This is a genomic window from Franconibacter helveticus LMG 23732 (genome assembly GCF_000463115.2).
In the GTDB taxonomy this organism is placed as follows: Bacteria; Pseudomonadota; Gammaproteobacteria; order Enterobacterales; family Enterobacteriaceae; genus Franconibacter; species Franconibacter helveticus.
In genome coordinates, this window is record NZ_AWFX01000011.1 from 274,135 (window position 1) to 294,469 (window position 20,335).

Sequence of the window (20,335 nt, forward strand, 5' to 3'; positions counted from 1 at the left end):
AATCTGATACAACGAACCGGAAACAGAGATGGCTGAACCTCGTTTTGTGCACCTGCGGGTGCACAGTGACTATTCCATGATCGACGGACTGGCAAAGACGGGGCCGCTGGTGAAAAAGGCGGCCGCACTCGGCATGCCTGCGCTGGCTATAACTGACTTCACTAACCTTTGCGGGCTGGTGAAATTTTATGGCGGCGCGCACGGCGCAGGGATGAAACCGATAATCGGCGCGGATTTTAACGTCCAGAGCGAGTTGCTGGGCGATGAATTCACCCACATCACCGTCCTTGCCGCAAACAACACCGGTTACCAGAACCTGACGCTGCTTATCTCAAAAGCCTATCAGCGCGGGTATGGCGCCGCTGGCCCGTGGATTGACCGCGAATGGCTGGCTGAGCTTAATGAAGGGTTAATCCTGCTTTCCGGCGGCAGAATGGGCGACGTGGGTAAAAGTCTGCTGCGCGGCAACAGCGCGCTGGTGGATCAGTGCGTAGAGTTTTATCAGCGCTATTTTGCCGATCGCTATTATCTGGAGCTGGTGCGCACGGGGCGCGCCGATGAAGAAACCTATCTGCATGCCGCCGTAAGGCTGGCGGAAGAGAAGGGGTTGCCGGTCGTTGCCACCAACGATGTGCGCTTTATCGATCCTTCAGACTTCGACGCCCACGAAATTCGCGTCGCCATTCATGATGGCTTTACGCTCGACGATCCTAAACGCCCGCGCTTCTACTCCACGCAGCAGTACATGCGTACCGAAGAGGAGATGTGCGAGCTTTTCTCCGACCTGCCGGAAGCGCTGGAAAACAGTGTAGAGATTGCCCGCCGTTGTAACGTAACTGTGCGTCTTGGCGAATATTTCTTGCCGCAGTTCCCGACCGGCAATATGACCACCGAAGATTTCCTGGTGGCGAAGTCGAAAGAAGGGCTGGAAGAGCGCCTGGAATTTCTGTTCCCCGACCCGGCGGTTCGCGCCGAAAAACGTCCTGAATATGATGAACGCCTCGATATCGAGTTGCAGGTTATTAACCAGATGGGGTTTCCTGGTTACTTCCTTATCGTTATGGAGTTTATCCAGTGGTCGAAGGACAACGGCATTCCGGTGGGGCCGGGCCGTGGTTCCGGCGCCGGGTCGCTTGTGGCGTACGCGCTAAAAATTACCGATCTCGATCCGCTGGAATTTGACCTGCTGTTCGAACGTTTCCTCAACCCGGAGCGTGTCTCCATGCCCGACTTCGACGTCGACTTCTGCATGGAAAAACGTGACCAGGTTATTGAGCACGTGGCGGATATGTATGGCCGTGATGCGGTATCGCAAATCATCACCTTCGGCACCATGGCGGCGAAAGCGGTTATCCGCGACGTAGGGCGAGTGCTGGGGCATCCGTATGGTTTTGTCGACCGCATCTCCAAGCTTATCCCGCCAGACCCAGGCATGACGCTCGCCAAAGCGTTTGAAGCGGAGCCGCAGCTGCCAGAAATTTATGAGGCCGATGAAGAGGTCAAAGCCCTCATCGACATGGCGCGCAAGCTTGAAGGGGTAACGCGAAACGCTGGCAAGCACGCCGGCGGCGTGGTTATCGCGCCGACCAAAATTACTGATTTCGCGCCGCTGTATTGCGACGAAATGGGGCATCACCCCGTCACCCAGTTTGACAAAAACGACGTGGAATACGCGGGCCTGGTGAAGTTCGACTTCCTTGGGCTGCGCACGCTTACCATCATTAACTGGGCGCTTGAGATGATCAACGCCCGCCGCGCGAAGCAGGGTCTTGAGCCCATTGATATCGCCGCCATTCCGCTGGACGATAAAAAAAGCTTCGATATGTTGCAGCGCTCGGAAACCACCGCGGTATTCCAGCTTGAATCGCGCGGCATGAAGGATCTGATCAAGCGCCTGCAACCTGACTGCTTCGAAGATATGATCGCGCTTGTGGCGCTGTTCCGTCCGGGGCCGCTGCAATCCGGCATGGTGGACAACTTTATCGACCGTAAGCACGGGCGCGAAGCTATCTCTTATCCGGATGTGCAATGGCAGCATGAAAGCCTGAAGCCTGTACTGGAGCCGACCTACGGCATCATTCTGTACCAGGAACAGGTAATGCAGATTGCCCAGGTGCTCTCAGGCTATACGCTGGGCGGCGCAGACATGCTGCGTCGTGCGATGGGTAAGAAAAAGCCCGAAGAGATGGCCAAACAGCGTTCTGTCTTTGAAGAGGGTGCGAAGAAGAACGGCGTCGACGGCGAACTGGCGATGAAAATCTTTGACCTGGTGGAAAAATTCGCCGGTTACGGATTTAACAAATCGCACTCCGCCGCTTACGCGCTGGTTTCTTACCAGACGCTGTGGCTGAAAGCGCACTACCCGGCGGAATTTATGGCGGCGGTGATGACTGCCGATATGGACAACACCGATAAAGTGGTGGGCCTGGTGGACGAATGCTGGCGTATGGGGCTGAAAGTGCTGCCGCCAGACATTAACTCCGGCTTGTACCAGTTCCATGTGAACGATGACGGTGAAATCGTCTACGGCATCGGCGCCATTAAAGGCGTGGGCGAAGGCCCGATTGAAGCGATTCTGGAAGCGCGCAATAAAGACGGTTACTTCCGCGAATTGTTCGATCTTTGCGCCCGTACGGACACTAAAAAGCTCAACCGGCGCGTGCTGGAAAAGCTGATCATGTCCGGCGCGTTCGACCGTCTGGGCCCGCACCGCGCGGCGCTGATGAACGCGCTTGGCGACGCGCTGAAAGCAGCCGATCAGCATGCTAAAGCTGAGGCTATTGGACAGGCGGATATGTTCGGCGTGCTGGCGGAAGAGCCAGAGCAAATTGAGCAATCTTACGCCAGTTGCCAGCCGTGGCCGGAGCAGGTGGTGCTGGACGGCGAGCGCGAAACGCTGGGGCTCTACTTAACCGGGCACCCGATAAACCAGTATCTGAAAGAGATTGAGCGTTATGTCGGCGGCATGAGGCTTAAAGATATGCATCCGACCGAGCGTGGTAAAGTCACCACGGCGGCGGGGCTTGTGATTTCCGCGCGGGTTATGGTCACCAAGCGCGGCAATCGTATCGGCATCTGTACATTGGATGACCGCTCAGGGCGTCTGGAAGTGATGTTATTCACGGACGCGCTGGAAAAATACCAGCAGTTGCTGGAAAAAGACCGGATCCTGATCGTTAGCGGACAGGTCAGCTTTGATGACTTCAGCGGAGGGCTTAAAATGACCGCCCGCGAAGTCATGGACATTGACGAAGCCCGCGAAAAGTATGCGCGCGGGCTTGCTATCTCGCTGACGGACAGGCAAATTGATGACCAGCTTTTAAACCGTCTCCGTCAGTCTCTGGAACCCCATCGTTCGGGGACAATTCCAGTACATCTCTACTATCAGAGGGCGGACGCCCGTGCGCGGTTGCGTTTCGGCGCGACGTGGCGTGTCTCGCCAAGCGATCGTTTACTTAACGATCTGCGTGGCCTGATTGGTTCGGAGCAGGTGGAACTGGAATTTGACTGATGCGTGTGCATCCACGTTTCCCGGGTTCTGAATCACCAGGCCGGTAGCCGCATGGCTACCAGGCCCGGAGCAGGTGGAACTGGAGTTTGACTAATACAGGAATATTATGAGTCTGAATTTCCTTGATTTTGAACAGCCGATTGCAGAGCTGGAAGCGAAAATCGATTCCCTGACCGCCGTAGGCCGTCAGGATGAAAAACTGGATATTAATATCGACGAAGAGGTTCATCGCCTGCGCGAGAAGAGCGTAGAGCTGACCCGTAAAATTTTCGCCGATTTGGGTGCATGGCAGATTGCGCAACTGGCGCGTCATCCGCAGCGCCCTTATACCCTGGATTATGTCCGTCTGGCGTTTGATGAATTCGACGAGCTGGCGGGCGACCGCGCTTACGCTGATGATAAAGCTATCGTTGGCGGCATCGCGCGTCTGGAAGGGCGTCCGGTGATGATCATCGGTCACCAGAAAGGACGTGAAACCAAAGAAAAAATCCGCCGCAACTTTGGTATGCCAGCGCCGGAAGGTTATCGTAAAGCGCTGCGCCTGATGGAGATGGCGGAGCGTTTCAAAATGCCCATCATCACCTTTATCGACACCCCTGGCGCTTATCCGGGCGTGGGCGCGGAAGAGCGCGGCCAGTCTGAAGCCATTGCCCGCAACCTGCGGGAAATGTCACGCCTGAAAGTGCCGGTTATCTGCACCGTTATCGGCGAAGGCGGTTCCGGCGGCGCGCTGGCTATCGGCGTGGGCGACAAAGTCAACATGCTGCAATACAGCACCTATTCCGTTATTTCGCCGGAAGGCTGCGCCTCTATTCTGTGGAAAAGCGCGGATAAAGCGCCGCTCGCTGCGGAAGCGATGGGCATTATCGCCCCGCGCCTGAAAGAGCTGAAGCTTATCGATTCCGTCATCGGCGAACCGCTTGGCGGCGCGCACCGTAACCCGGAAACCATGGCCGCCTCGCTGAAGGCGCAACTGCTGGCGGATCTGGCGGATCTCGACGTGCTGAGCACTGAAGACCTGCTCAACCGCCGTTATCAGCGTCTGATGAGCTACGGTTACGCTTGATTCAACATCTTTTTCTTTTTTCCACTAAAGGCTGACATCTGTCAGCCTTTTTTAATCTATTTATTTTGTGATCCGCCTCAACGAGACGGCATGCGCTGTTGGTCCGCTTCGCTAGACTCCATTTATTTGCGACGTCTGTTGCAGAACGGTGAAATTGTTTCTTAAACGCCTCACCTTTTCGGAGTAATTGCTATGAGCATGAAACGAGCCGCACTCGGCGTAGTCGCGGCGGGTATTTTTCTGCATTCTCCGCCCGCCACTTCCGCCCTGCTTGAAGCCAGCAGTGAACCTTACCCCGTAAAATCCGCTGATTTACAAAAGAAAGAACAGGAACTAACCAACTTTCCGCTGATGAAATCAGTTAAAGATTCGATCAAAACCCTGGATAACGACAGCGTGGAGCAAATCGCGCCTGGAAGCGCCAGCAATCCCGATAACGTGAAAAGGGTGGAAAGCATCCTCAAAAGCACGGACTGGGATTACCTTTTTCCGCTGCGGGCCCAGGAATATACCTACGTTAATTTTCTGAAGGCTGTCGGCAAATTCCCAGCGGTATGCGGCAGCTACAGCGACGGGCGCAACAGCGAGGCTATTTGCCGTAAATCGCTGGCGACCATGTTTGCCCATTTCGCCCAGGAAACCGGCGGCCATGAAAGCTGGCGCCCTGAGCAGGAATGGCGACAGGCTTTGGTCTATCTGCGTGAAATGGGATGGAACGAGGGGCAAAAAGGCGGCTACAACGGCGAATGCAACCCGGATGTCTGGCAGGGGCAAACCTGGCCATGCGGAAAAGATAAAGACGGCGATTTCGTCAGTTATTTCGGTCGGGGCGCCAAACAACTTTCTTACAACTATAACTACGGTCCTTTTTCCGATGCCATGTTCGGCACGGTACGCACTTTGCTTGATAAACCAGAGATGGTGGCGGATACATGGCTTAATCTCGCCAGCGCCATTTTTTTCTTTGCCTACCCGCAGCCGCCTAAACCCAGCATGATGCATGTTATCGACGGTACCTGGAAACCTAACGATCGCGACAAGGCTAACGGGCTGGTGCCAGGTTTTGGCGTCACTATTCAGATAATTAACGGCGGCGTTGAGTGCGGCGGCCTGACAGAAAACGCCCAGTCGCTTAACCGCATCGCTTATTACAAAGAGTTTGCTAAATACCTTAAAGTGGCCGTACCTGCTGATGAAGTGCTGGGTTGTAAGGGCATGAAACAGTTCGACAGCGGCGGCGCTGGCGCATTGCCTGTCTATTGGGAACAGGACTGGGGATGGAGCGCAGAAACGCCTTCCGGCCAGACCTACTCATGCCAGCTGGTGGGTTACCAGACTCCCTTCAGCGCTTTCAAAGAGGGCGATTACGCAAACTGCGTTAAACACTTCTTCAATGTGAAAGTGGTGGATGAGGCTGACGCAAATGACACGCCGCAACCCACGCCTGAACCGCAGCCCACGCCGGAACCGCAGCCCACGCCGGAACCGCAACCCACGCCTGAACCGCAGCCATCGCCTGAACCGCAGCCCACGCCGCAGCCTGAACCGCAACCCGCTGTTAATGTCGCACCGGTGGCGATGATTGCCGGCCCGGTTGGCGCCGTGGAAGCGGGCAGTAAAGTTTCACTGAGCGCGGAAGGTTCAACCGATGAAAACGGCGATGCGTTGACCTATAAATGGATGGCGCAGGATGGCCAGACCGTGAGCGGCAAAGACAAATCGGTCATTGTTTTTGACGCGCCGGAAAAAACGGAAGATGCGCAATATGTTATCAGCCTGACGGTGGACGACGGTAGCCTGAGCAGCACTGCGTCCTATACGCTTAACGTAAAAGCGAAAGCTTCCACGCCTTCGGGCGGCGATTCGACGAGCTATCCGGCATGGAGCAGCACGCAAAAATGGAACTCCGGGGATATTGTCATTAACCACGGCAAACTCTTCCAGTGCAAACCCTTCCCCTATGGCGGATGGTGTAATACCGCTCCGGCTTATTACGAGCCTGGCGCGGGACTTGCCTGGCAGGATGCCTGGACTGCTCTGTAAACGCATAACGCCAGCGCTCGTCGCTGGCGTTAACAACTATGCTTACCAGACGCTTTTTTGCCAGGAGGTAAGCAGTGAACATTATCGCCATCATGGGGCCGCACGGCGCATTTTATAAAGACGAGCCGATCGAGGAGCTCCAGGCCGCGCTCCAGCGTCAGGGTTTTCAGGTTATCTGGCCGAAAAACAGCACCGACCTGCTGAAGTTTATTGAACATAACCCGCGCATCTGCGGCGTGATTTTTGACTGGGACGAATACAGTCTCGATCTCTGTAGCGAAATCAACCGCCTCAACGAGTATCTGCCGCTCTACGCGTTTATCAATACGCACTCTTCTCTGGATGTTAGCGTTAATGAAATGCGCATGGCGCTGTGGTTTTTTGAATATGCCCTCGGCGCGGCGGAAGATATCGCCACGCGCATCCGGCAATACACTAACGAGTACCTCGATAACATTACGCCGCCCTTTACCAGAGCGCTGTTTACCTATGTGAAAGAGGGAAAATATACCTTCTGCACGCCCGGGCATATGGCGGGCACCGCCTATCAGAAAAGCCCGGTTGGCTGCCTGTTTTATGATTTCTTTGGCGGCAATACGCTGAAAGCGGATGTCTCTATTTCGGTTACCGAACTGGGTTCGCTGCTGGATCATACCGGCCCGCATCTGGAGGCGGAGGAGTACATCGCCCGCACCTTCGGCGCTGAGCAAAGTTATATGGTGACCAACGGCACGTCCACCTCGAACAAAATCGTCGGCATGTACGCCGCGCCAGCGGGCAGCACCCTGCTGGTTGACCGCAACTGCCATAAGTCGCTCACGCATTTATTGATGATGAGCGACATTGTGCCGCTGTGGCTAAAGCCCACCCGCAATGCGCTCGGCATTCTCGGCGGCATTCCGAAGCGGGAGTTTAACCGGGCGACAATTGAAGCAAAGATCGCCCAGACGAAAAACGCCAGTTGGCCGGTTCATGCGGTTATCACTAACTCCACTTACGACGGTTTGCTTTACAACACTAACTGGATCAAGCACGCCCTCGATGTGCCTTCCATTCATTTTGATTCCGCCTGGGTGCCTTATACCCATTTTCACCCTATCTACCAGGGAAAAAGCGGCATGAGCGGCGAGCGCATTCCGGGTAAGGTTTTCTTTGAAACGCAATCCACCCACAAAATGCTGGCCGCCTTTTCTCAGGCTTCGCTGATACACATCAAAGGCGATTACGACGAAGAAACGTTCAACGAAGCCTACATGATGCATACCACCACCTCGCCAAGCTATCCGCTGGTGGCGTCTATCGAAACCGCGGCGGCAATGCTGCGCGGCAACCCGGGACGCAGGCTGATTAACCGTTCCGTCGAGCGCGCTCTGCATTTCCGTAAAGAGGTGCAGCGGCTGCGTGAAGAGTCGGACAGCTGGTTTTTCGATATCTGGCAGCCTGAAGAGATCGATGAGGCGGACTGCTGGCCTATCGCGCCGGGTGAAACCTGGCACGGCTTTAACGATGCCGACGACGATCACATGTATCTCGACCCGGTAAAAGTCACCATTCTTACGCCAGGCATGGACGAGCAAGGGAATATGGCGGAGCAGGGGATCCCGGCGGCGCTGGTGGCGAAATTTCTCGACGAGCGCGGCGTGGTGGTCGAGAAAACCGGCCCCTACAACCTGCTCTTTTTGTTCAGCATTGGCATCGACAAAACCCGCGCGATGAGCCTGCTGCGCGGCCTGACCGAGTTCAAGCGCGCCTATGACCTTAACCTGCGGGTAAAAAACATGCTGCCGGACCTTTATGCCGAAGACCCAGACTTCTACCGCAACATGCGCATACAGACGCTGGCGCAGGGCATTCACGATCTCATCAAGCAACATGATATGGCGAGCCTGATGCTGCGTGCTTTCGATGTGTTGCCGGAGATGAAGCTCACGCCGCATGAAATGTATCAGCAGCAGGTAAAAGGCAATGTAGAGACAGTGGAGATAGAGAAGCTTATCAACCGTGTCTCTGCGAATATGATCCTGCCTTATCCGCCTGGCGTGCCGCTGGTGATGCCCGGAGAGAGGATCACCGAAGAGAGCCGCGCAGTGCTCGACTTCCTGCTGATGCTCTGTTCCATCGGCAGACATTATCCAGGTTTTGAAACGGATATTCATGGCGCGAAGCTTGGGGAAGATGGCGTTTATCGCGTACGTGTCTTAAAAAATAGTTGACCCCTTGTTTTGCCGTTACCGTCTGGTTAACGTGCAAAAAAAGCAAAAGGAGAGAGCATGCTGGGTTTAAAACAGATTCACCATATCGCCATCATCGCAACGGATTATGAAAAGAGTAAGGCCTTTTACTGCGATATCCTCGGCTTCACGCTGATGTCGGAAGTGTATCGCGAAGCGCGGGATTCCTGGAAAGGGGATCTGGCGCTGAACGGCCAGTACGTGATTGAGCTTTTTTCTTTTCCGTTTCCGCCCGCTCGCCCCAGCCGCCCGGAAGCCTGCGGCCTGCGCCATCTCGCGTTTAGCGTGGACGATGTCGATCAGGCGGCGTCTTACCTGGAAAGCCGCGGCGTAAAATGCGAGGCAGTACGCATTGATGAGCTGACCGGCAAGCGTTTTACCTTCTTTAACGATCCGGACGGCCTGCCACTGGAGCTTTATCAGCAGTAAGACTTGCCCGAACCCGCAATGCCCGGTAACGTGCCGGGCAACTTCTTCATTGAACGCTGCGTTATGACCACTCTTTCACTCACTTCGCTGCATAACTTTCGCCGTTTGCTGGTGGCGTTCAGCGGCGGGCTGGATTCCTCCGTGCTGCTGCATGCGCTTGCGCATTTGCGTGAAGCTGATCCTTCGCTCGACCTGCGCGCTATTCACGTTCATCACGGCATTAGTTTGCATGCCGATAGCTGGGCGGCGCATTGTGAGCGCGTTTGCGAAACGCTGAATGTGCCGCTGACGGTTCGGCGCGTGCAACTCGCGCAGGAAGGGCTGGGGCTGGAAGGGCAGGCGCGCAAGGCGAGATACGCCGCTTTCGCCGATGCTTTGCGGCCCGATGAGGCGCTGGTTACGGCACAGCATCAGGACGACCAGTGCGAAACCGTATTGCTGGCGCTCAAGCGCGGCAGCGGCCCGGCAGGCCTGGCGGCGATGCCGGAAAAACTCGCTTTCGCCGGCACGTTTATTTTGCGCCCGCTGCTTCATCTCTCCCGCGCTCAGCTGGAACAGTATGCGCAGGCGCAACATCTTGCGTGGATTGAAGACGAGAGCAATCAGGACGACAGCTATGACCGTAACTTCCTGCGCTTACGGGTGCTGCCGCAGCTGACGTCGCGCTGGCCTCACTTTGCCGAAGCGGCGGCGCGCAGCGCGCAGCTTTGCGGTGAACAGGAGCAGTTGCTGGATGAATTGCTGAACGAAGAACTGACATCATTAACCGGCGAACAGGGCGAGCTTCGTCTTGCCCCGCTTTCGGAAATGAGCGACAACCGGCGCGGGGCTTTGCTTCGGCGCTGGCTTGCCTCGCACGGCGCGCAAATGCCTTCCCGCGCCGCGTTGCAGCGTCTGTGGAGCGAGGTGGCGCAAAGCCGCGAAGATGCCTGCCCGCGCCTGCGTTTTGGCGACCATGAAGCGCGCCGTTATCAGGAGGCGTTGTGGTGGGTACGGCTGTGCCCGGGGCAAGGCGACCGCGTTATTTTCTGGGAAAACCTGGCTAAACCGCTTGCGTTGCCGGACGGGCTGGGGCAACTGATAGTGGGCGAGCAGGGCGCGCGCGTGCGAATGCCCGCGGCTGATGAACGCGTTACGGTGCGCTTTCGCGCCCAGGGCCTTTTGCATATTGTCGGACGGGAGCGGGGCCGCAGCCTGAAAAAACTCTGGCAGGAGTTGCGCATCCCACCCTGGCGGCGCGACACTACCCCCTTAATTTTTTATGGTGAGCAACTTATCTGCGCTCCGGGCATTTTCGTGACCCGTGAGGGTATGGCGCAGGGGGAAACAGGCTGGCATATAGACTGGCGAAAGGAGCAAAACGAATGAAAAAATGGGTAATGCTGGCGGGGCTGACGCTGTGCAGCATGTCGGCGCTGGCGAAAGGCGATCTAAAAGCTGGCGAAGAAAAAGCGGTAATGTGCGTGGCCTGCCATGGCGCGACCGGCAAGGTCTCTGTGCCGCTCTATCCTAATCTGGCCGGGCAGAACGAAGAGTACCTCGCCCACGCGTTGCATGCTTATAAAAAAGGCGAGCGCAGCGGCGGTCAGGCGGAAATCATGAAAGCGTACGTTAGCGGTCTGTCTGATAGCGACATTGACAACCTTGCGGCGTGGTACGCCAGCCAGAAGCCATAAAAAAGGGCAGCCGTTGGCTGCCCTTGTTGTCTGGTGTGGCTCAGGATTCGCTGACCACGACGGTGCCAATTTCAGGATGGCTGAAGCTGGCGATTTTATCGAGACGAACTTCCCGCGTTGCCCCGGCTTCATCGACAACCAAATATTCGACGTTTTTACGAGAAACCAGGTCGTTAGCTTGCGCCTTAAAAACTTCACCGTTCTTCAGTTCCAGCGTCAGTAACAAGTGATGCTGGCAGGCGAGTTCGAGATTGTCATAATCGTCACAGTTGATGGGTTGATAGGCATCATTCATTGACATAATCGCTCACCAGTAAGTTCGCGGCAGCATACGCCGCCTTTTCCCTGACCGACTCTGAAAGCGCATCGTTGGAAGCGACCTCATTCAGAACCTTTAACACGCAGCCTAACGCATCGGGAATATACCCCAGATCGCCGCTGGCGATTTCTGCATAGCGCTTGCGTATTAATTCACAATAACTTTCCACATGCCCTCCTGTCAGAGTCCTGACTGCTGACTTCGTTGTGGGATGCAAGTCTAAGCCTACGAAGATAAACTCTGTTTAGCAAGGTGACTATACCATAGTCGCCTGAACGATATTAACGGATAACGGGGCCAAAGCAGGGAATTCTACGGCAGGTCGCCGCTACTGCGTTACAATAGCGTCCAGCATAATGTGGGGGACGTGATGGCATTAAAAGCAACGATTTACAAAGCGGCGGTTAACGTAGCGGATCTGGACCGTCAGCAATTTCTGGAAACCAGCCTGACGCTTGCCCGTCATCCATCCGAAACGCAGGAGCGCATGATGCTGCGTCTGCTGGCATGGATAATCAACGCCGACGAACGGCTGCAATTTACGCGCGGTCTGTGCGCTGATGATGAGCCGGAAATCTGGCTGCGTAACGATCACATGGGCATTGAGCTTTGGGTCGAATTGGGGCTGCCCGACGAGCGTCGGCTGCGCAAGGCGGTGAATCAATCTAAAGCGGTAGTGCTCTTTACCTATAACGATCGCGCCGCTCAGGTCTGGTGGCAGCAAAATCAGGATAAGCTGCGCCAGTATAAAAACCTCGCTATCTGGTACATCAATGATGAGCAGTTGGCGAAGGTGAGCGCCCTTGCGGATCGCACGATGTCTTTGCAGGCGACATTGCAGGAAGGGATCATCTGGCTTTCCGACGCGCGCCAGAACCTGGAGCTTCAGTTAACGCCGTGGCAGCAGGCCTCATGATCGAAATTTCGCGCAGCGTCGCTATTCCCGATGAAGAAGTCACGATTACCGCTATTCGGGCGCAGGGCGCGGGCGGCCAGCATGTCAATAAAACCTCGACGGCTATCCATCTGCGGTTTGATATCAAAACCTCAAGCCTGCCGGAAGAGTATAAAAACCGGCTGCTGGCGGCGAGCCACCATCTCATCACCCAGGAAGGGGTGGTGATTATCAAAGCGCAGTCGCATCGCAGCCAGGAGATGAACCGGGAAGAGGCTGTTGCGCGGCTTATTGCGTTAATTCGGGAACTTACCGTGACGCAAAAGAGTCGAAAAGCTACGAAACCCACGCGGGCGTCAAAGGTGCGTCGCCGCGAGGCGAAAACGCAAAAATCCGCGACTAAAGCGCTGCGTGGCAAAATTCGCGGTCTGTAAAAGCCAGTCACCCTAAGAATATAAGGAAATCAGGTGAAAAAGAGCATTGTGCCCGCCGCCGCTGCGCTGCTGAGTATGCTGGCGCTTTTTGGCTGTAATAATCGCGCTGAAGTGCAGACGCTTCAGCCCGCCTCTTCGGCAGAGCTCAAACCTATGCAGCAGAGCTGGCGCGGTATATTGCCGTGCGCCGATTGCGAAGGCATCGAAACGTCGCTTTTCCTGGAAACAGATGGCACGTGGGTGATGAACGAGCGCTATCAGGGAGCCAGAGAACCCACGGTTATCGCCTCCTGGGGCACCTGGGCGCGTACTGCGGGTAAACTGGTGCTGACCGACAGCGAAGGTGAAAAGCGTTATTTTCATGCCAAAGGCGAGCAGCTTGAAATGCTCGATCGCGAAGGCAAGCCTGTTTCTTCCTCGCTTAATTACACGCTTTCGCCAGTCCAGGCCTCGCTGCCGACAACGCCTGTGGCGATGAAAGGCTTCTATTTCTATATGGCGGATGCGGCCGTTTTTACCGACTGCGCCACGGGGCGCCGCTTTCCTGTTTCGGATAACGCCCAACTGGAGCGAGATTATGCCGTAGCGCGGGATGGCGAACAAAAACCGGTGCTGCTGGTTGCGCAGGCGCATTTCACGCTGGAGCCCAACCCGGACAGCGGCGCGATGCAAAAAGCGCTGGTGATCGACAGCCATAGCCGTTTCGAAAAGAACAAAGATTGCCAGGACTGACCCGTTACTGAAATAACGGCTGGCCGTCAGGTTAATCCCCTTTTTTAAATGCCGGGCAATGGCCTTTCTTGTCGATAATAAAAAACGCCCCGACAAAGCGGGGCGTGAGGATACCAAAGCGCTTACTTGCGGATGTTGCTGACGAGGAAGTTCAGAATATCGCCCGTTTTAATCATCTGCTTTTCGCCGTTGCGACGGTATTTATACTCAACCTCATCGCTATCCAGGTTACGATCGCCAATCACGATAGTGTGCGGAATGCCGATAAGCTCCATATCCGCAAACATGACGCCCGGGCGCTCTTTACGGTCGTCCATTAGCACTTCAATGCCTTGCGCGCGCAGTTCGCTGTAGAGTTTCTCAGCCAACTCCTGCACGCGGAAAGATTTGTGCATGTTCATCGGCAGGATAGCAACCTGGAACGGCGCGATAGCGTCCGGCCAGACGATGCCGCGCTCGTCGTAGTTCTGTTCAATTGCCGCCGCCACGACGCGCGTTACGCCAATACCGTAACAGCCCATGGTCAGCACCTGGTTGCGGCCATCTTCGCCCTGTACGGAGGCTTTCAGCGCGTCAGAGTATTTGGTGCCAAGCTGGAAAATATGGCCCACTTCAATGCCGCGTTTGATAAGCAGCGTACCCTGGCCGTCCGGGCTTGGATCGCCCGCCACCACGTTTCGGATATCCGCCACTTCCGGCGTCGCCACGTCGCGATCCCAGTTAATGCCGAAATAGTGTTTACCGTCGATGTTGGCGCCAGCGGCGAAATCGCTCATCACGGCAACGGAACGGTCAATGACTACCGGCACCGGCATGTTGACCGGGCCGAGAGAACCCGGGCCTGCCTTGATAACAGCGCGGATTTCCGCTTCGGTCGCAAAAGTGAGCGGGCTTGCCACTTGCGCCAGCTTCTCGGCTTTCACTTCGTTCAGCTCATGGTCGCCGCGCACCAGCAGGGCAACCAGCGGGTATGCGCTGTCTTCCACCGCTTTGACCAGCAGCGTCTTAACGGTTTTTTCTACCGGCAGGTTAAACTGCTCTACCAGCTCAGCGATGGTTTTCGCGTTCGGCGTATCAACAAGCTGCATCTCTTGCGTAGCGGCTTCGCGCGGGGCTTTCGGCGCCACGGCTTCCGCCAGCTCAATGTTGGCGGCGTAGTCAGAGGTATCGGAGAAGATCACGTCATCTTCGCCGCTCTGCGCCAGCACCTGGAACTCATGGGAAGCGCTGCCGCCAATCGAGCCGGTATCGGCCTGTACCGCACGGAAATCCAGACCCATACGAGAGAAGATTTTGCTGTACGCGGCATACATCTTGTCATAGGTCTCTTGCAGGGATTCCTGAGACGTGTGGAAAGAGTACGCATCCTTCATCAGAAACTCGCGGGAGCGCATTACGCCAAAGCGTGGACGCACTTCGTCGCGGAACTTGGTCTGGATCTGATAGAAGTTCAGCGGCAACTGTTTATAAGAGCTCAGTTCATTACGGATAAGATCGGTAATGACTTCCTCATGCGTCGGGCCGAGCACAAACGGACGATCGCCACGATCGGCGATGCGCAGCAGTTCCGGACCGTACTGCTCCCAGCGACCACTCTCCTGCCACAGTTCAGAAGGCTGAACGACCGGCATTAACACCTCGATCGCACCGGCATTGTTCATCTCTTCACGCACGATGTTCTCGACTTTTTTCAGGACGCGCACGCCGGTCGGCAGCCAGGTGTATAACCCGGAGGCCAGCTTGCGGATCATCCCGGCGCGCAGCATCAGCTGATGGCTGATAACTTCGGCGTCGGCAGGTGTCTCCTTAAGGGTGGAGAGCAGATATTGGCTAGTACGCATGTTGTTACGGTTCCATTTGAACTATCGGAGCAGGCCGGAAGGCCTGGCGCAAAAAAAGTGGTTTAGTTTACCAGCGTGGCCGGGTTGCCAAAAGAGAGGGGAAAGAAATTAGCGCGCCTCAAGGGCAAACACCTCTGAACCTCTTTCAGTAACGCGCCAGCGGACGTTGAAATCGAGCAGCCAGACGGCGTAGCTTTTACCGGGATCTTCCTCTTTACGGTAAGCCGGACGCGGGTCCTGAGCCAGCACTTCGCAAATAAACTGCCCAAGCGACGGGTAGCGCTTCTCAAGCTTCACGAGCTGCGCCTGAACCTCATCAGTAAAAAAGACGGGCATATCGGCAGCCGGCGCATCCTGTGCGTAACCTGCGCGGGCCTGCGGCAGCGCTTCGGCAAAAGGCAGATAAGGTTTGATATCAACAACGGGTGTGCCATCCACCAGATCCAGCCCGCCCAACTGAAGGATAACCTGATTTTTCTCGCAGCGTATTTCTTTAAGTTCAACCAGCGACATGCCGATGGGGTTAGGGCGAAAAGTGGAGCGGGTGGCGAAAACGCCCATGCGGGCGTTGCCGCCCAGACGAGGCGGGCGCACCGTCGGGCGCCACCCGCCTTCCATCGTCTGATGAAATACAAACAGCAGCCAGACATGGCTGAACCCTTCAAGACCGCGCACCGCGTCTGGCTGATTATAAGGCTCAAGAAGGTGCAGTTCGCCGCCAACCGCTTTTACCAGACCGGGCTGGCGCGGAACAGCGAACTTTTCTTTATAAGGGGAACGGATAACGCCTATCTGTTCGAAATGAAACTGACTCATTTAGCCGAAACGTTCAGCGCAGAACCGACGCATACCGCCTGACGATAGCAGCCCGGCGTTCCGCTGGTTACTTCGCAGCTATGCAGCAGCACGGCGTTTGCTTTCATTTTAGAAGCGTTGATTTGCATACGCTTGCGAGCGGTAGGAATGTTAGGCGGAGAGTCCTGATTGCTCGCCTGGCAAGATTCGCCGCTCACTTCGCCGAGATCGCGGAAAGGCTTCCCTACCAGTTCTTCAGCATTGCTATAAATTCTTACCGGCGCGGGATGCGAAACTTTCTGGCGAGGGGTTTCAGCGGGCGGGGTCGTTGGTGTGCTTTTGGCGGGTTCCACGGGAGATCTGCTTAACATAGAGCAGCCACTGAGCATAAGGGCCAGTAAACAGATCGGTAAAGCACGCATAATATTTCCTCAATTAATCATCAACGAGAGTTTATTGAATCAGGAGCTTGCCGAAATAACAAGACGGGCCGTAGCCCGTCTCGCATTATTTATGTGGCAAAGTGTGAAGCATTACCAGCCTTTCACTGCGCCGCCATTGAAGATTTTGTTAGCCGCTTCGTTAACTTCGTCAGACTGGTAAGCCTGAACAAATTTCTTCACGTTTTCCGCGTCCTTATTGTCTTCGCGGGTCACGATCATATTCACATACGGGGAGTCTTTGTCTTCAACAAAGATGCCGTCTTTAGCCGGGGTCAGGTTGATCTGGCTGGCGTAAGTGGTGTTGATAACCGCGAGCGCGATTTGCGCGTCGTCCAGCGAGCGCGGCAGCTGCGGCGCTTCCAGCTCAACAATCTTCAGGTTTTTCGGGTTCTCAGTCACATCCAGAACGGTCGGCAGCAGGCCAATACCCTCTTTCAGTTTGATCAGGCCCACTTTTTGCAGCAGCAACAGGGAGCGACCAAGGTTAGTCGGGTCGTTCGGCACGGCGATTTGCGAGCCTGGCTGCAACTCGTCCAGTGATTTGATTTTCTTGGAGTAGCCTGCAATCGGGTAAACGAACGTGTTGCCGACGGAAACCAGCTTATAACCACGATCTTTAATTTGCTGATCCAGATAAGGTTTATGCTGGAAGGCATTCGCGTCGATGTCGCCTTTGCTCAGCGCTTCGTTCGGCAAAACGTAGTCGTTGAAGGTTACCAGCTCAACGTCCAGACCGTATTTTTCTTTAGCGACTTTCTGCGCAACTTCGGCAACCTGCTGCTCTGCGCCCACAATCACGCCCACTTTAATATGGTTCGGATCTTTTTCTTCCTGACCGCAACCCACTAATGCCAGAGAGCCAATAAGCGCGCCTACCGCGGCAAAGGTTTTCAATTTGAAAGACATAGCCATTCCTTACTCGAAAAGTTTATCTGATGTTGTGTATGACATTACTTGTGAGTGACAGCCCGGACGATGCGATCGCCTGAGAATTGAATTAAATACACCAATACTACGAGCAATACTAATACCGTATTCATCACGGTGGCGTCATAGCCGATATAGCCATACTGGTAGCCAATCTGCCCAAGACCGCCTGCGCCTACTGCGCCGCCCATCGCCGAATAGCCGACCAGCGTAATAAGGGTGATAGTTGCCGCGTTAACCAGACCCGGCAGCGCTTCCGGCAGCAGGACCTTACGAATAATCTGCATCGGTGTGGCGCCCATGGCGCGCGAAGCTTCGATCAACCCTGAAGGGATCTCCAGCAGCGCGTTTTCTACCATACGGGCGATGAACGGCGCGGCTCCTACCGTCAGCGGCACAATCGCCGCCTGCAAACCAATCGAGGTGCCGACGATGGTGCGAGTGAACGGAATCATCCATACCAGCAAAATAATGAAGGGAATGGAACGGAAGATATTCACCAGCGCAGAGATAATGCGATAGAGCTTCCCGTTTTCAATAATCTGACCCGGGCGGGTTACATAAAGCAGCACGCCGACCGGCAGACCAATAACAAAACCGAAAAAGCCGGAAACAAAGGTCATCGCCAGGGTTTCCCATACGCCTTTCAGCATTAACCACATCATTGCCTCAGACATAACCCAGCACCTCTACTTTTACATGATGTTCTTGCAGGTAAGCGATGGCCGCTTCGGTTTCCTGCGCCGTACCGTGCATTTCCGCCAGCATAATGCCGAACTTCACGCCGCCTGCGTAATCCATCTGGGCGCTAATAATATTGTTGTTTACATTGAAGCGGCGTGCCGTTTCTGAGAGCAGCGGAGCGTCGACAGACTGGCCGGTAAACTCAAGGCGCAGTAGCGGCACGGTGTTGCCGTTTGCCTGCGCGCTGAGGCGCTGCGCATAGTCCTCCGGAATATCCAGATGCAAAGTGGACTGAATAAACTGCTGCGCCAGCGGGGTTTTCGGATGAGAAAACACTTCGCTCACCGTGTCCTGCTCAATCAACTCACCGTTGCTGATAACCGCGACGCAGTCGCAGATGCGCTTCACTACGTCCATCTCATGCGTAATGAGCAGAATGGTAAGGCCAAGACGGCGATTAATATCTTTCAGCAATTCCAGAATAGAACGCGTTGTAGCTGGATCCAGCGCGCTGGTGGCTTCGTCGCACAACAGCACCTTCGGATTGCTTGCCAGCGCGCGGGCTATCGCCACGCGTTGCTTTTGACCGCCGGAGAGGTTCGCAGGCCAGGCATCGTGCTTTTCGCCCAGGCCAACCAGGTCCAGCAGTTCCGTTACGCGACGCTTAACCTCTTCTTTCGGCGTATTGTTCAGCTCAAGCGGCAGCGCCACGTTGCCAAAGACGGTACGGGAAGAGAGCAGGTTAAAATGCTGGAAAATCATGCCTATCTGGCGGCGCGCTTTGGTAAGTTCGGACTCGGAAAGCGCCGTTAAATCCTGGCCATCTACCAGAACGGTGCCCTGGGTTGGTCGCTCCAGCAGGTTAACGCAGCGAATAAGCGTGCTTTTACCTGCGCCCGATGCGCCAATCACGCCATAAATTTGTCCGGCAGGCACATGCAGGCTGACATTATTCAATGCCTGAATGGTTCGGTTTCCCTGCTGGAACACTTTGGTGATATTCGAAAGTTTGATCATTAGGTATTTATTATCTTATACGAGTTAGCCGTGGCATTTTCTTCTGCCAGATACGGGCGATGACCGTAGACGGGATGGATGTTAAGGCATCCAGACGTCTAAATCAATCGGGCGCTTCGCGAAGAACGCTTTCACCCATGTGGAAACATGCGATACTACGCTCAATCTATATGTCAGGAGTTTTTCAGGTGGCTAAATCTGTACCCGCTATTTTTCTCGACCGTGACGGCACGTTAAATGTCGACCATGGTTATGTGCATGAAATCGATCAATTTGAATTTATTGACGGCGTTATTGATGCGATGCGCGAGCTTAAAGAGATGGGCTTTGCGCTGGTGCTGGTCACCAATCAGTCTGGCATCGCCCGCGGCATCTTTACCGAAGCGCAATTTGAGCAGCTTACTGAATGGATGGACTGGTCGCTGGCGGACCGTGGCGTCGATCTCGACGGCATCTATTATTGCCCGCATCATCCGGAAGGTTCGGTTGCAGAGTTCCGCCAGGTATGCGACTGCCGTAAGCCGCAGCCGGGCATGCTTATCTCCGCTCGCGACTTCCTTCATATAGATATGGCCTCTTCTTATATGGTAGGGGATAAGCTGGAAGATATGCTGGCGGCGCAAGCGGCCGACGTGGGAACAAAAGTTCTGGTCCGTAGCGGCAAGCCTGTTACGCCGGAGGCGGAAAATGCAGCGGATTGGGTAATCAATAGCCTTGCAGCGCTGCCTGCCGCTATTAAATCGCGCTAAAAACCAGCATAGTGATTAAATGGTAATCGAACGGTAAAAAAGTTCAGATTTCCACTTGCCATCCTCAGACGGCGCCCTATAATGCGCCTCCATCGACACGGCGCTGATGAGAAACATCACACAGCGACGGTGAGTCGGAAGAGAAAAAATCCTGAAATTAAGGGTTGACTCTGAAAGAGGAAAGCGTAATATACGCCACCTCGCGACAGCAGGCTGAATGCCGCGTCGCACTGCTCTTTAACAATTTATCAGACAATCTGTGTGGGCACTCAGATGGACTGGATTCTTAACGTCGCAAGACGATAAATGAATACCAAGACTCATGAGTGAACACGTAATTCATTACGAAGTTTAATTCATTGAGCATCAAACTTTAATTGAAGAGTTTGATCATGGCTCAGATTGAACGCTGGCGGCAGGCCTAACACATGCAAGTCGGGCGGTAACAGGAAGCAGCTTGCTGCTTCGCTGACGAGCGGCGGACGGGTGAGTAATGTCTGGGAAACTGCCTGATGGAGGGGGATAACTACTGGAAACGGTAGC

General features: G+C 55.0%; 19 protein-coding genes and 1 rRNA gene. 12 read left to right on the forward strand and 8 right to left on the reverse strand.

Translation table 11 applies throughout. The annotated features are described in order from the left end of the window. Positions 1 to 28: 28 nt before the first annotated feature. The 7 genes from dnaE (at position 29) to DW56_RS05360 (ending at position 10,956) form a co-directional block, all read left to right on the forward strand. Positions 29 to 3,511, forward strand: a complete 3,483-nt coding sequence (gene dnaE / locus DW56_RS05330; protein WP_024552960.1) for a DNA polymerase III subunit alpha — start codon at positions 29 to 31, stop codon at positions 3,509 to 3,511. A 106-nt stretch (positions 3,512 to 3,617) separates the two neighbouring features. Continuing rightward, positions 3,618 to 4,577: an acetyl-CoA carboxylase carboxyl transferase subunit alpha gene (gene accA / locus DW56_RS05335; RefSeq protein ID WP_024552961.1), complete on the forward strand. Its 960-nt coding sequence runs from the start codon at positions 3,618 to 3,620 to the stop codon at positions 4,575 to 4,577. A 192-nt stretch (positions 4,578 to 4,769) separates the two neighbouring features. Continuing rightward, positions 4,770 to 6,620, forward strand: coding sequence for a chitinase (locus tag DW56_RS05340; protein WP_412093696.1), 1,851 nt, complete (start codon positions 4,770 to 4,772; stop codon positions 6,618 to 6,620). 74 nt (positions 6,621 to 6,694) lie between these two features. Then, positions 6,695 to 8,833, forward strand: a complete 2,139-nt coding sequence (locus DW56_RS05345; protein WP_024551439.1) for a lysine decarboxylase LdcC — start codon at positions 6,695 to 6,697, stop codon at positions 8,831 to 8,833. A 57-nt stretch (positions 8,834 to 8,890) separates the two neighbouring features. Then, positions 8,891 to 9,280 (forward strand): VOC family protein, encoded by a 390-nt coding sequence (locus DW56_RS05350; protein WP_024551438.1) that lies wholly within the window; start codon positions 8,891 to 8,893, stop codon positions 9,278 to 9,280. A gap of 63 nt (positions 9,281 to 9,343) precedes the next feature. Continuing rightward, positions 9,344 to 10,648 carry a tRNA lysidine(34) synthetase TilS gene (gene tilS, locus DW56_RS05355; RefSeq protein WP_024562250.1) on the forward strand — a complete coding sequence of 435 codons (1,305 nt, stop codon included), beginning with the start codon at positions 9,344 to 9,346 and terminating at the stop codon, positions 10,646 to 10,648. Next, positions 10,645 to 10,956, forward strand: a complete 312-nt coding sequence (locus DW56_RS05360) for a c-type cytochrome (RefSeq protein WP_024553921.1) — start codon at positions 10,645 to 10,647, stop codon at positions 10,954 to 10,956. The genes tilS and DW56_RS05360 overlap by 4 nt, the downstream gene beginning before the upstream one ends. A 40-nt stretch (positions 10,957 to 10,996) precedes the next feature. Here DW56_RS05360 and rof read toward each other — a convergent pair whose 3' ends face one another. After that, positions 10,997 to 11,257, reverse strand: a complete 261-nt coding sequence (rof, locus tag DW56_RS05365; RefSeq protein ID WP_024553920.1) for a Rho-binding antiterminator — start codon at positions 11,255 to 11,257, stop codon at positions 10,997 to 10,999. After that, positions 11,244 to 11,444 carry a YaeP family protein gene (locus tag DW56_RS05370; protein ID WP_024553919.1) on the reverse strand — a complete coding sequence of 67 codons (201 nt, stop codon included), beginning with the start codon at positions 11,442 to 11,444 and terminating at the stop codon, positions 11,244 to 11,246. Before DW56_RS05370 ends, rof begins: the two co-directional genes overlap by 14 nt. Before the next feature lie 201 nt (positions 11,445 to 11,645). Between DW56_RS05370 and DW56_RS05375 the strand changes: the two genes are divergently transcribed. The 3 genes from DW56_RS05375 (at position 11,646) to nlpE (ending at position 13,336) form a co-directional block, all read left to right on the forward strand. Then, the gene (locus DW56_RS05375) at positions 11,646 to 12,191 is read left to right on the forward strand and encodes a YaeQ family protein (RefSeq protein WP_024553918.1); all 546 of its coding nucleotides are present in this window, start codon (positions 11,646 to 11,648) and stop codon (positions 12,189 to 12,191) included. After that, complete coding sequence (arfB, locus tag DW56_RS05380; protein ID WP_024553917.1) at positions 12,188 to 12,604, forward strand: alternative ribosome rescue aminoacyl-tRNA hydrolase ArfB; 417 nt, start codon at positions 12,188 to 12,190, stop codon at positions 12,602 to 12,604. The genes DW56_RS05375 and arfB overlap by 4 nt, the downstream gene beginning before the upstream one ends. Before the next feature lie 75 nt (positions 12,605 to 12,679). Next, positions 12,680 to 13,336, forward strand: coding sequence for an envelope stress response activation lipoprotein NlpE (nlpE, locus tag DW56_RS05385; protein ID WP_234409219.1), 657 nt, complete (start codon positions 12,680 to 12,682; stop codon positions 13,334 to 13,336). Positions 13,337 to 13,458: 122 nt separating this feature from the next. Here nlpE and proS read toward each other — a convergent pair whose 3' ends face one another. From proS to metN, 6 genes are all read right to left on the reverse strand, one after another. Next, positions 13,459 to 15,177, reverse strand: a complete 1,719-nt coding sequence (gene proS, locus DW56_RS05390; protein ID WP_024553915.1) for a proline--tRNA ligase — start codon at positions 15,175 to 15,177, stop codon at positions 13,459 to 13,461. 108 nt (positions 15,178 to 15,285) lie between these two features. Next, positions 15,286 to 15,993, reverse strand: a complete 708-nt coding sequence (gene tsaA / locus DW56_RS05395; protein WP_024553914.1) for a tRNA (N6-threonylcarbamoyladenosine(37)-N6)-methyltransferase TrmO — start codon at positions 15,991 to 15,993, stop codon at positions 15,286 to 15,288. Further along, positions 15,990 to 16,394, reverse strand: a complete 405-nt coding sequence (gene rcsF / locus DW56_RS05400; protein WP_024553913.1) for an Rcs stress response system protein RcsF — start codon at positions 16,392 to 16,394, stop codon at positions 15,990 to 15,992. Before rcsF ends, tsaA begins: the two co-directional genes overlap by 4 nt. Positions 16,395 to 16,505: 111 nt before the next feature. Then, positions 16,506 to 17,321, reverse strand: a complete 816-nt coding sequence (gene metQ / locus DW56_RS05405; RefSeq protein ID WP_024553912.1) for a methionine ABC transporter substrate-binding lipoprotein MetQ — start codon at positions 17,319 to 17,321, stop codon at positions 16,506 to 16,508. Between the two features lie 44 nt (positions 17,322 to 17,365). Beyond that, positions 17,366 to 18,019 carry a methionine ABC transporter permease MetI gene (locus DW56_RS05410; protein WP_024553911.1) on the reverse strand — a complete coding sequence of 218 codons (654 nt, stop codon included), beginning with the start codon at positions 18,017 to 18,019 and terminating at the stop codon, positions 17,366 to 17,368. Further along, the gene (metN, locus tag DW56_RS05415) at positions 18,012 to 19,043 is read right to left on the reverse strand and encodes a methionine ABC transporter ATP-binding protein MetN (protein WP_024562248.1); all 1,032 of its coding nucleotides are present in this window, start codon (positions 19,041 to 19,043) and stop codon (positions 18,012 to 18,014) included. The genes DW56_RS05410 and metN overlap by 8 nt, the downstream gene beginning before the upstream one ends. Before the next feature lie 188 nt (positions 19,044 to 19,231). Here metN and gmhB point away from each other — a divergent pair, with 188 nt between their 5' ends. Together gmhB and DW56_RS05425 are read left to right on the forward strand one after the other, a co-directional pair. Further along, positions 19,232 to 19,792 (forward strand): D-glycero-beta-D-manno-heptose 1,7-bisphosphate 7-phosphatase, encoded by a 561-nt coding sequence (gene gmhB / locus DW56_RS05420; protein WP_024555277.1) that lies wholly within the window; start codon positions 19,232 to 19,234, stop codon positions 19,790 to 19,792. Positions 19,793 to 20,166: 374 nt separating this feature from the next. Next, positions 20,167 to 20,335, forward strand: a 16S ribosomal RNA gene (locus DW56_RS05425); the annotation flags it as partial.